12 protein-coding genes, 1 tRNA gene and 3 pseudogenes are annotated in these 8999 nt (G+C 63.4%); 10 read left to right on the forward strand and 6 right to left on the reverse strand.

Annotated features, from left to right (window positions below; translation table 11 throughout):
• The 3 genes and pseudogenes from AC08OQ_RS14405 to AC08OQ_RS14415 all read right to left on the reverse strand — a co-directional run.
• Positions 1-444 (reverse strand): annotated as a pseudogene (locus tag AC08OQ_RS14405) (terpene synthase family protein); the annotation flags it as partial.
• A 1066-nt stretch (positions 445-1510) separates the two neighbouring features.
• Entirely contained in the window at positions 1511-1936 is a 426-nt protein-coding gene (locus tag AC08OQ_RS14410; protein ID WP_476601557.1) for a PIN domain-containing protein, read from the reverse strand.
• Positions 1933-2166 (reverse strand): type II toxin-antitoxin system Phd/YefM family antitoxin, encoded by a 234-nt coding sequence (locus tag AC08OQ_RS14415; protein WP_462188549.1) that lies wholly within the window; start codon positions 2164-2166, stop codon positions 1933-1935. The genes AC08OQ_RS14410 and AC08OQ_RS14415 overlap by 4 nt, the downstream gene beginning before the upstream one ends.
• Positions 2167-2546: 380 nt before the next feature.
• Here AC08OQ_RS14415 and AC08OQ_RS14420 point away from each other — a divergent pair, with 380 nt between their 5' ends.
• The 7 genes and pseudogenes from AC08OQ_RS14420 to AC08OQ_RS14450 all read left to right on the forward strand — a co-directional run bounded on the left by AC08OQ_RS14420 (position 2547) and on the right by AC08OQ_RS14450 (position 4732).
• On the forward strand, positions 2547-2807 hold the full coding sequence (locus tag AC08OQ_RS14420; protein WP_462188548.1) for a hypothetical protein: 261 nt from the start codon (positions 2547-2549) through the stop codon (positions 2805-2807).
• A gap of 42 nt (positions 2808-2849) precedes the next feature.
• Positions 2850-3140: a transposase gene (locus AC08OQ_RS14425; protein ID WP_476601558.1), complete on the forward strand. Its 291-nt coding sequence runs from the start codon at positions 2850-2852 to the stop codon at positions 3138-3140.
• Positions 3137-3607 (forward strand): IS3 family transposase, encoded by a 471-nt coding sequence (locus AC08OQ_RS14430; protein ID WP_462188546.1) that lies wholly within the window; start codon positions 3137-3139, stop codon positions 3605-3607. The genes AC08OQ_RS14425 and AC08OQ_RS14430 overlap by 4 nt, the downstream gene beginning before the upstream one ends.
• Positions 3597-3815, forward strand: a complete 219-nt coding sequence (locus AC08OQ_RS14435; protein WP_476601562.1) for an IS3 family transposase — start codon at positions 3597-3599, stop codon at positions 3813-3815. The genes AC08OQ_RS14430 and AC08OQ_RS14435 overlap by 11 nt, the downstream gene beginning before the upstream one ends.
• A 389-nt stretch (positions 3816-4204) precedes the next feature.
• Positions 4205-4336 (forward strand): annotated as a pseudogene (locus AC08OQ_RS14440) (site-specific integrase); the annotation flags it as partial.
• Positions 4337-4366: 30 nt separating this feature from the next.
• A complete protein-coding gene (locus AC08OQ_RS14445; RefSeq protein WP_476601559.1) occupies positions 4367-4498 on the forward strand; it encodes a hypothetical protein in 132 nt (43 codons plus the stop codon).
• Positions 4499-4659: 161 nt separating this feature from the next.
• Positions 4660-4732, forward strand: a tRNA-Lys gene (locus AC08OQ_RS14450).
• A 272-nt stretch (positions 4733-5004) separates the two neighbouring features.
• Here AC08OQ_RS14450 and AC08OQ_RS14455 read toward each other — a convergent pair.
• The 3 genes and pseudogenes from AC08OQ_RS14455 to AC08OQ_RS14465 all read right to left on the reverse strand — a co-directional run.
• The gene (locus AC08OQ_RS14455; RefSeq protein ID WP_476601563.1) at positions 5005-5631 is read right to left on the reverse strand and encodes an IS30 family transposase; all 627 of its coding nucleotides are present in this window, start codon (positions 5629-5631) and stop codon (positions 5005-5007) included.
• 159 nt (positions 5632-5790) lie between these two features.
• The gene (locus tag AC08OQ_RS14460) at positions 5791-6288 is read right to left on the reverse strand and encodes a group II intron maturase-specific domain-containing protein (protein WP_476601564.1); all 498 of its coding nucleotides are present in this window, start codon (positions 6286-6288) and stop codon (positions 5791-5793) included.
• Positions 6271-7217: pseudogene (locus AC08OQ_RS14465) on the reverse strand (reverse transcriptase domain-containing protein); the annotation flags it as partial. The pseudogene AC08OQ_RS14465 and the gene AC08OQ_RS14460, both read right to left, overlap by 18 nt.
• 211 nt (positions 7218-7428) lie before the next feature.
• On the opposite strand from AC08OQ_RS14465, the gene AC08OQ_RS14470 reads away from it, so the two are divergent.
• The 3 genes from AC08OQ_RS14470 to AC08OQ_RS14480 all read left to right on the forward strand — a co-directional run.
• A complete protein-coding gene (locus AC08OQ_RS14470) occupies positions 7429-7728 on the forward strand; it encodes a hypothetical protein (protein WP_476601560.1) in 300 nt (99 codons plus the stop codon).
• Positions 7729-8050: 322 nt separating this feature from the next.
• The gene (locus AC08OQ_RS14475) at positions 8051-8584 is read left to right on the forward strand and encodes a metal ABC transporter solute-binding protein, Zn/Mn family (protein WP_476605085.1); all 534 of its coding nucleotides are present in this window, start codon (positions 8051-8053) and stop codon (positions 8582-8584) included.
• A 131-nt stretch (positions 8585-8715) separates the two neighbouring features.
• On the forward strand, positions 8716-8999 hold a 284-nt coding region (locus AC08OQ_RS14480), incomplete at its 3' end, for a metal ABC transporter solute-binding protein, Zn/Mn family (RefSeq protein WP_476612115.1).

Genomic DNA, 8999 nt, shown 5'->3' on the forward strand with positions numbered 1-8999 from the left:
GCCCGCATAAGTGGCCTGCGTGTTGAAATACCATTCCCAGTGCTCGCTGACCCGAGCCACCCACTGGTCCGGCGAGCTGGCGATCTGCCGCGCCCACAGGTCATGGAAGGTCATCCCCATGGGGGACTTCGCGGGTCTCCCGTAGAGAATCCCGGTGAGCTCCGCGCTGATGACGTTGATGCGGCTGATGTCCGCCACGAGATCGTCAGTGAAGTCGTCGTAGATCCGGAAGAAGGCGTGGATGTCGTAAGCGAGTTCCAGCTCCGGCAGCGGGGCCAGAGGGTATACCCAGGCCGAAAGCGTGGCGTACCTCTCGGCCCGGGGTGTGCAGACCTGGAAGCAGGTGAGCCATTCGACGGTGTGCGCCAGGGCTTCGGCAGCGTTCTCGTTCGGCTGCCAGGAGCGCGCAGCTTCGTGCACTGTGAGGATCTGCTCGCCATTCATCGCGTCTCGACCTGTCTCCTGGTAAGGATGGTGATCATGGATCGTTGTCGCTTTTCTGAGGCGCGGCGTCGAGTGCTCTTGGAGTCAAGGGGGTTGAAGGCTGCTCCGAGGAGGAGCTCAGGGCTGGGGAGAAATCATAATCGCAGGTCAGAGCGCAGGGGTGATAGTCAAGGCTGGTGGTGGGCTGCGCCCGGTCAGGATGACGGACCGTGACGGGAAATGGGGTGCACGCACAAGCAACGGGGTCACCCGGCAGGGTCGGGATTGTTGAAGTCACTTCCCCAGCCCCGGGAGACCCCGCCGCCGACCTAGTGTGTCAGGTTCCGCGGTCGCACGACCACGAAATCCGGCAAGGCCAGCGGAAACCTGCCAAGATCTTTGAGACAAGATCCGGTATGAACTCGCGAGACTGCCAAACTTCGCCCGCCTGTTCGGCGCCCGGCAGACAGACACTCGGGCGACAAGCACCGACGCCAGGCGACCCGATCTCGGAACCGGCAGTCACCGTTGGAGCCGGTGAGATCGGGAAGCCCGGCATTGTACGAACCGGCTTCCCAGGCCCGCTGACCTGCACCTGACCTGCACCTACGGAGCGCTGCAGACTAACCCAACTGATGGATATAACCTATTTGACTAGGCTAGAGACTGACTACGGAGCGTGGTGGACCTTATGTACCAGCATCCAAACCGTTTGATCTTGGTCGCTGGCCCTGAAATCACTGTCCGTCCGGTCACGACACGTGCCCTGACCGGGGGTGATGCGCGGTGACCGCGCCTACCGGAACATCATCTATGGGATAGAACAACTTTTCCGGACATCTGGCGGTTTCGGACACTTCTGCGCCTCCAGGTCAGGGGAACCACGTCCTATCAGATCCAGGTACCACGATGATCCCAGAAGTGCGAAGTCTCATGTCGCGGATTCGGGCCGTTATGGAGGACACCTCGGTCGTGGTCCGTTAGAGGGTCCTCAGGTGGTGCCGTTGCGACCGATCACGCTGCCGAAGACATGAGTGTGCCCGGTCCTACCGCCAGAGGTTCTGTGCCGCCCAGCTTCGGGACCTGCTTACAGCTGGAAGGTCCAAGGGTTGACGAGTGAGACGCCCATGGCGGCGAAGTCGGCCTCGTTGCGGGTGACGAGCGTGAGGCTGTGCACCTGGGCCGTGGCGGCGATGAGCGCGTCGTGGGCTGGGCGCCGGTCGGGCACGTGAAGTCGCGCCGCCGAGCCGGCGACGACCTGATCGGCGTCGAGCAGCCGGCCTGCGTATGCCGGGAGCACGTTCTGATCGAGCCATGAGTCCAGGACGGCCGCCTGTCGGGCATCGTGCCGTCGCTTGTTCTCAATGCCAGCCCGCAGCTCTAGCAGGGTGATGACGGAGAGGAAGGTATCCGATGGTGACAGGGCCGCGGCCCAGCCGTTGAAGCGGTCCTCGCGGCGTTTCGCGGGCTTACGGAGCTCGGAGATGACGTTGGTGTCGAGTAGGAAGCTCACAGGTCGACCTCGCGCAGCGAGTCCCACGGCTGTAGGGGCTCGAAGTCGATCTCCTCCTCCAGAACGAACGCGTCTCCCAGGCTGCCCGCGGTTCCGGTGAGCCGCTGGTAGTCGGCGAACGACAGCAGGACGTGTGACGGCCGACCGTGATCCGTAATGATCACCGGACCGCTGGCGGCAGCCCGCTTGACCGCGCTCACGTCACGGTTGAACTCTCGCGATGAGACCATGGTCACCACGATCACCCCCCTGGTAGGTACGTACCTACAATATGCGCCGAACGTCGTTCGCGCGGCCAACCGCTGAAGCCAGCTCGCGCCCTTCGATGTGACCAGGGTCGCGTGACCCTGCCGCGCGGCCGGGCGACCGGCTTGCTCACCAGACCTGGTGACCATCCAGGATGAACCCTCGCCGCCGGCAAGGTCGATCTGAGCAGTCGCCCCTTGACTTTTTCACTCCAGATCTCACAGGCTTCAAATGGTACCGTGCTTAGGAGTCGAAATGAAATAACTTGCGCGTTTCGAACCCTCCACAGGCCTGTGACCTGCGATGATGCTCTCGATCACGTATTTGTTACTTCATTACGTCCCCTTAAAGGATGGAGTCAGGCATGGTCCCGCGGATCGAGATCGACGACGAGGTCTTCAAGTGCCTGCAGGATCAGGCTGCGCCCTTCGTCGACACCCCGAATTATGTCCTCCGTCGCGTCTTGGGGCTCTCCGCTCCAGCGGTGGCCGAAGAGCCGGGCGCGGCCCGTCCGCCTGGCAATCTCGCGAAGCTTGTGAACGCCGGACTCGTGAAGCCCGGGGACGGACTGACGCATGTCCGCAAGCGAAGCGGCGCGATCTATGAAGCCATCCCAATCTCGTAGACAGTCGACGTAAAGTCCACTGACTACCAGGAAGATCCAGGGATGGGATCGACGCGGAGGAAGTTCACCCAGGAGTACAAGGACGAGGCGGTCGCTCTCGTCCTTGGTTCGGACCGTACGATCGCCGAGGTGGCGAAGAGCCTTGGGATCAACGAGACGAGCTTGGGGTACTGGGTGAAGAAAGAAAAGGATTCCGACGAGGGCAGGGAGCGGCCGCTATCGGTGTCCGAGCGCGCCGAGCTCGAGGAGCTCCGGAAGAAGAACGCACAGCTGCAGATGGACAGCTCTTTCTTAAAAAAAGTCGCGAGCTTCTTCGCGAGCGACCAGAAGTGAGGTTCGAGTTCATCTCGGCCCACGCCCCGAAGAAGCCTGCTCCCGCCGACGGTGTGAACACGTTCCCCGTCGACTACCTGTGCCGGAAACTCGGCGTCTCCCGCGCCGGCTACTACGCCTGGAAGAACCGCGGACCGTCGAAACGCGAGCGGGACGACATCACCTTGTCCACGAAGATCCGGGCGATTTTCGACGCGCACCACGGCCGGTACGGCGTGCGGCGGATCTTCGCCGACCTCCGCCGCCAGGGCGTCCGGGTCGCCTACAAGCGGGTCCAGCGGCTCATGGCCCAGCTGGGCCTGGTCAGCGTGCACCCGCGGGCCCCGCAGGCACATCACGACCGTCCAGGCCGTCGAGCCCTCGTCGCTGCCCGACCGCGGCAGCGAGTACACCAGCCACGACTTCGTCGAGTTCTGCAAGAAAAACAAGATCAGGAACTCGGTCGGGCGGACCAGTATATGTTTTGACAACGCCGCCGCGGAATCGTTCTGGGTGACCCTGAAGAAGGAGTTCGTCCACCTCCACGCCTTCGCCGTCCTGAAACAGCTCCGCGCCGGCATCTTCGACTACGTCGAGACGTACTACAACCGCAGAAGGATACATTCCACGATCAATTACATGACGCCCGTCGAGTACGAGGCCAAGTTTGACAGGGAACACCCACAAGCCGCATAATGGAACTGTCTACTAAATCGGGAACGCTCCACTCATGGTCTGGACCCCAGCGCAGACCGGGCGGTTCCTCGACCACGCCCATAGCGACCCGCTCTACCCTGTCTTCCACCTCATCGCCTACCGAGGGCTCCGACGCGGTGAATCCGTCGCCGTCCACATCGACGATATCGACGTCACCAACGCAACCCTCACCATCCGCTGGCAGTTCGTCCAGATCGGCTACGCCACCCAACTCGCCAAGCCGAAATCCGACGCCGGGGACCGTGTCATCTCCCTCGACCCCGACACCCTCGCCGTCCTGAAAACCTGCCGCACACGCCAACCGGCTCGCCGCCGGAACCATCTGGCCGAACAACGGCCTCGCGTTCACCCACCCCGACGGCACTCCCATCCACCCCGAACACCTCACCAACCGCTTCCACACCCTCATCCAGGAAGCCGACCTACCCCCCATCACCATCCACGGCCTCCGCCACGGCCCCGCCACCCTCGCCCTCGCCGCCGGCGCCGACCTCAAAGCAGTCCAAGAACTCCTCGGCCACTCCACGATCATGATCACCGCCGACACCTACACCCACATCCTCCCCGACCTCGCCGCCGAGATCGCCCGCAACACCGCACGCCTCATCCCCCGCACCCGCAGCCCCCACGACTACCCCCGGCACCACACCACGATCGACTAACCCGGCCCCCGCCGTCCGCCCCGCCCAGGGCGGACGGGCGGCCACGAGCCACCACAAGCCGCCCACCCTGCCACCCGGCATCCCATCCACACCCCCACAAGCCGCACCGACACCCCGATCACCACCCCGAGGACACACAGTTCGGTATCATGACTCTCGCAGGGCCGTTAGCTCAATTGGCAGAGCAGCCGGCTTTTAACCGGCGAGTTCAGGGTTCGAGTCCCTGACGGCCCACGTCGAGAGGAGATTCCTGCGCATCTGGTGGGGTTTACGAACGTTTTGTCTCTCGACGTTCTCGAGGCTTTCCAGGGGCTCGGACATCTGATTCTGATCTCGTTTTCGGTCTGCTTGTCGTAGTCGCGCTCAACCCTGACCTCCGGCTACATTGGAGTCGAAATGAAATAACTTGCGCGTTTCGGACCCTCCACAGGCCTGTGACCTGCGATGATGCTCTCGATCGCGTATTTGTTACTTCATTACGTCCCCATTGCGGCGGATTCCAGCGATCAGTGCACCATCGGTTGCGATTCTATCAGATTGTGGGTCTCACTGTAGACCTCTGCCGGGGTTTTCCACCCGAGAACCTTCCGGGGTCTTCCGTTAAGTTCGGCGGCAACGGCGTCAAGTTCAGCTTGACTGAAGCCAGAGAGATCGGTAGATCTCGGAAAGTACTGACGGAGAAGCCCGTTGGTGTTTTCGTTCGTCGACCGCTGCCAGGGTGAATGCGGGTCGGCGAAGTAGACCGGAACGCTTGTCCCGAGGGTGAAGGTGGCGTGTACGGCCATCTCCCTCCCCTGGTCCCAGGTGAGCGACCGGACGAGGTCGGCCGGCAGCTCTTTGATCTTCAGGCTGAGGGCGAGGGCGACACAGGCGGCTGTCCGGTCGTAGGGAATCCGCACCAGTGTGGTGTAGCGCGTGTGACGATCGACGCGGGTCGCGATCTGGCTCTTGCCGCCCTTGCCGATGATCAGGTCGCCTTCGAGGTGGCCGGGGACGGCGCGGTCGGCGGCTTCCGCGGGCCGTTCGCTGATGTTGACCATGTCCGGGATCGCCTGCGACGCCTGGGGTATCGCCCCGGACGGTCGTCTGCGTGCCCGGCCGGACCGCAGAGCGACCCTCAGTTCGGTCTTCAGCGTGCCTGCCGGCCTGTAGGAAGAGCGTTTGGTAGTGAGGTCGGACCGAGGCGCGGTGCCGGCCTTGCGGCCAGCCCGTTTCCTCGGCCCGCCTCCCGAACCCGGCGTGCACGGTTAAGCGCACCGGGCTCTCCACAAGCCCCGGGGGGACGTGTCTTCTCATGCCGCCCTCTGCCATGGCGTCGGGATGCGTTTTCCCCGGTATCGGTAGCGTTCTATGCCTACCTTTCCGGGATCGAACAGCACCACCTCTCCCTCGGCCGGCCACCCGTCTCCACAGCTGTATCGGCGCCGGAGCTGCCTCCAGGTAGTCCGCCGGTGCTTCCGGCCGATCCATCTGATGACCTGTTTCCACAGGTAGGCCCGCAGATAGCCGAACGTAGCACTTGAACAGCCGTATTTGAAATAGGCGGTCCAGCCCCGCAGCATCCGGCTTATCTGGTGCAGCAGGGCTTCGAGCTTCAGGTTCGTGTTCTGTCGGCACGCCTTCTTCACCTTAACCATGACGGCTCGAAGCGCCTTCTTGGCCGGGTAGGTGTAGATATAGCGTTTTATCGCGCCTCGCTTTCGGTGACGCTGGATACGCCACCCCAGAAAGTCGAGACCCTCGTCAATATGGGTAATCAGGATCTTTTCCTCCGACAGGCGTAGACCCATCGATTCCAAGACCCCGGCCATCTCGTCTCGCAGCCTCTTCGCGTCGGATCTGGTACCCGCCACGACCAGACAGCAGTCGTCGGCGAAGCGGACCAGCCGGTAGTTCGGCAGGCCGCGACGCCGGCGCATCCGCCGGTCGTTGGAGGTGGCCGCAGGCCCACCCGGCGCCTGGGCGATGTGCTCGTCCAGCACCGACAGGGCCACGTTACTGAGCAACGGCGACAAGATCGACCCTGCGGAGTGCCGGCGTCGTTCTCCCGGAGCACGCGGTCCTCGCCGAGGATCCCCGCCTTCAGAAACGCCTTCACCAGAGCCAGGACGCGTTTATCCCCAATACGACCGCGCACCCGGTCCATGAGAGCCGAGTGCGAAATCTCGTCGAAGCAGGCTTTGATCTCGCCTTTCACGATCCACTCGTAAGAGCGCCCCGTGAAATGGCGTATCTCTGCCACCACGTTGTGCGCCCAGCGGTTCGGGCGGAACCCGTACGAGCACGGGAGAAAATCCGCCTCGAATATCGGCTCCAACACCAGCTTCAAGGATGCCTGGACCACCCGACCCCGGACGGTCGCTATTCCCAGGCGACGCAGCCTATCGTTCGCCTTCGGTATCAACCGCTCCCGAGCGGGTCGCGGGCGGAAGCTACCAGCCTTCACATCGGCCCGCAGCTCTTCCAGCAACCCCCCGATATCACGCACGGTCTCGATGTAGTAGGCGGTCTGCCCATCCACACCGGCCGTGCACGCACCCTTGTTCCTCCGCACGCGACCCCACGCCACAAGCAGGAACGCCGGGTCGCAGACGAGGTTGAACAGATCCTCGAACCGGCGGTGAGAGTCCTCATTCGCCCACCGGTACAGCTTGGCCTGGATCTCTCGTACCCTTTCCTCGGCCTGATACCAGGCGAAGTCCAGTTCGTCGGTGTTCACCGGCGGCCTCCGAGCATTCCAGCGTCCTCACTGCCGACTTGCTGGCCCCCTTCGCCATATACGCGCCTCTCGCGCGCTCGGACTACTACGGGGCCTCCGTCCCACGGTCCACGGTCGGCAACGGACCTGCCCGCCTACAGCCAGGCCGGCCGGAGGGGAGGGCAACCGGGGACGGTTCCCACGTTCACCTGACAATCGATCGACCAGGGAGATGACCCAGCTTTGTCCCGGCAGCATCGCCACGGCTACGCCGCAGACCCTCACCGTGGCCTCCTCACCGGCACAATCAACCGGCTCCGGAGTCGGCCTCGCTACGACGGCGGACCCGGTCGCCGGTGCGGTACCAGCGGCGGCCGTCCCGCTCGAAGAACCGGCCACGGTCGTCCGCCGGGTCCAGGTAGCCAGGGGTGAGCTGCGGGCCCGCGATGCACAGCTCGCCCTCGATGCCGACCAGCAGGTCACCCTCCCTGCTGTGCGCACGACTCCGGCAGCGGGCGGCGACGACGGCTAACTCGCCGAGTCGTCCCAGCCGGGCCGGTGCCCGACTGAACTCCGAGGTGTTCGCCGGCAGGACTGTCGTTCAACCCCCTCAACCTCACCCAGTTGATCTTTTCTTCGACAGGAACGATCATCCAGGTGGCGGGGCGCCCTTGTCCTGGCTCGACCCGCGGCCACACTCCGCCGCAATAATCGATCACGAATAGTGATTGGACAACCACGATATCCGACGAACGCGTGGAGATGGTTGGACATCACCCGAGAATCCGTCTATATAGTAATCAAACTTCGCCATACCGAAGATTGATGTTCGGAAGGACGGGAAGGGGCTTATGATGCGCGGTACTGTCGCATGGCTGTCGAGAGTGGGGTCGGCTACCGCCGCCGCCGCGCTGATGCTGTCGGGGTGCTCCACCACCCCCGCTGTCGACGCATCGGCCGGTGGGGGGCGTGATCGTCCGGTAGTACTGACGACGTTCACGGTGTTATCGGACATCGCACAGAACGTTGCAGGAGATCACCTGCGGGTGGAGTCGATCACGAAGGTGGGGGCGGAGATCCACGGGTACGAGCCGACGCCGGGTGATATCACGAAGGCATCGGACGCGGATCTGATCCTGGACAACGACCTGAACCTGGAGCTGTGGTTCAAGCGGTTCGTGGAGTCGGTGCACGTGCGGCACGCCGTGGTGTCGGACGGGGTCAAGGCGATAGACATCACCGAGGACGCCTACGCAGGCAAGCCGAACCCGCACGCCTGGATGAGCCCGTTGAACGCGCAAATCTATGTCGACAACATCGTCGATGCCTTCAGTGATCTCGATCCCGCGCACGCGGCGGACTTCAGGGCGAACGGTAAGGGGACGTAATGAAGTAACAAATACGTGATCGAGAGCATCATCGCAGGTCACAGGCCTGTGGAGGGTTCGAAACGCGCAAGCTATTTCATTTCGACTCCTCAACCTACAAGGCCAAGCTCCAGGCCGTACAGGACGAGCTCGTGTCGAAGCTGTCGACGCTGCCGGCAAAGAAGCGGGCGCTGGTGACCTGCGAGGGCGCGTTCTCGTACCTCGCCCGCGACACGGGGCTGACGGAGCAGTACATCTGGCCCGTGAACGCCGAGCAACAGGCGACGCCGCAGCAGATCGCCTCGACGATCACGTTCGTCAAGGCGCATGACGTGCCGGCGGTGTTCTGCGAGTCCACGGTGTCGGACAAGCCGATGCGGCAGGTCGCCAACGCCACCGGCGCGGCTCTGGGCGGCATCCTCTATGGAGTTGAAAT

It is taken from the genome of Frankia sp. CcCS3, from assembly GCF_977927575.1.

Coding starts and splice junctions, on each gene's coding strand:
- AC08OQ_RS14460 (WP_476601564.1), bottom strand. CDS start 6,288: ATGGGTCTACGCCTGTCGGAGGAAAAGATCCTGATTACCCATATTGAC.
- AC08OQ_RS14445 (WP_476601559.1), top strand. CDS start 4,367: ATGATCACCGCCGACACCTACACCCACATCCTCCCCGACCTCGCCGCC.
- AC08OQ_RS14415 (WP_462188549.1), bottom strand. CDS start 2,166: ATGGTCTCATCGCGAGAGTTCAACCGTGACGTGAGCGCGGTCAAGCGG.
- AC08OQ_RS14470 (WP_476601560.1), top strand. CDS start 7,429: ATGACCCAGCTTTGTCCCGGCAGCATCGCCACGGCTACGCCGCAGACC.
- AC08OQ_RS14475 (WP_476605085.1), top strand. CDS start 8,051: ATGCGCGGTACTGTCGCATGGCTGTCGAGAGTGGGGTCGGCTACCGCC.
- AC08OQ_RS14425 (WP_476601558.1), top strand. CDS start 2,850: ATGGGATCGACGCGGAGGAAGTTCACCCAGGAGTACAAGGACGAGGCG.
- AC08OQ_RS14420 (WP_462188548.1), top strand. CDS start 2,547: ATGGTCCCGCGGATCGAGATCGACGACGAGGTCTTCAAGTGCCTGCAG.